Source organism: Vibrio sp. 2134-1 (genome assembly GCF_033339495.1).
Window position 1 is genome coordinate 1 of record NZ_JAWOUS010000452.1, and the last position, 686, is coordinate 686.

The following is a 686-nucleotide window of genomic DNA, read 5'->3' on the forward strand; positions in this document are numbered from 1 at the left end:
CACTACTGAACTGTATTTATTACAAAATATGTTTGAATGCGCTGTTTTGGCATATTTTTATAGATTCACATGTGATTTATTTCACGGCTTTTACTGCTCTTTCTTATTTATTTCATAAATAAACCTGATAGTAGACGCAAATGGTAGGCTCTGATCGGAGCTTAGTTTGCATTTAAATAAATATCAGGTACGACAATGGACACGTTAATCAAACCCTCAATACTTGCATTAACCATCGCCAGTGCGCTTAGCGCTAACGCGAATGCAGAAATTATCATTTCCCAGTACGTAGAAGGTGGCTCGTATAATAAAGCGGTCGAGATCGCGAATACCGGTGATGCCGCAGTCACGCTAACAGGTTATGAGCTAGCGAAATCATCTAATGGTGGTGGAACTTGGGGCAGCAAGATCGATTTGAGCCAAGTGACGTTGCAAGCGAAGCAGGTGTTTGTTCTGGCCCATGGCGATGCCAGCGATGCGATTAAAGCGGTGGCTGACCAGACCGATAAAAACGTGGCGAACTTTAATGGTGACGATCCTCTCGCACTATTAAAAGATGGTGAAGTTCACGACATGGTCGGCGTGATGGGTGGTGTAGCATTTGGCAAAGACGCCACTTTGGTACGTAACGGTGACGCACTGACGCCTTCTGCGACTTTCTAATCTTCTCAATGGACAACGTTAGC

Annotated in this window: 1 pseudogene; it reads left to right on the plus strand. The window is 44.3% G+C overall.

Going from position 1 to position 686, the window contains the following annotated elements:
• Window positions 1-195: 195 nt before the first annotated feature.
• Window positions 196-660 (plus strand): annotated as a pseudogene (locus tag R7R78_RS26570) (lamin tail domain-containing protein); the annotation flags it as partial.
• Between the last annotated feature and the right edge of the window lie 26 nt (window positions 661-686).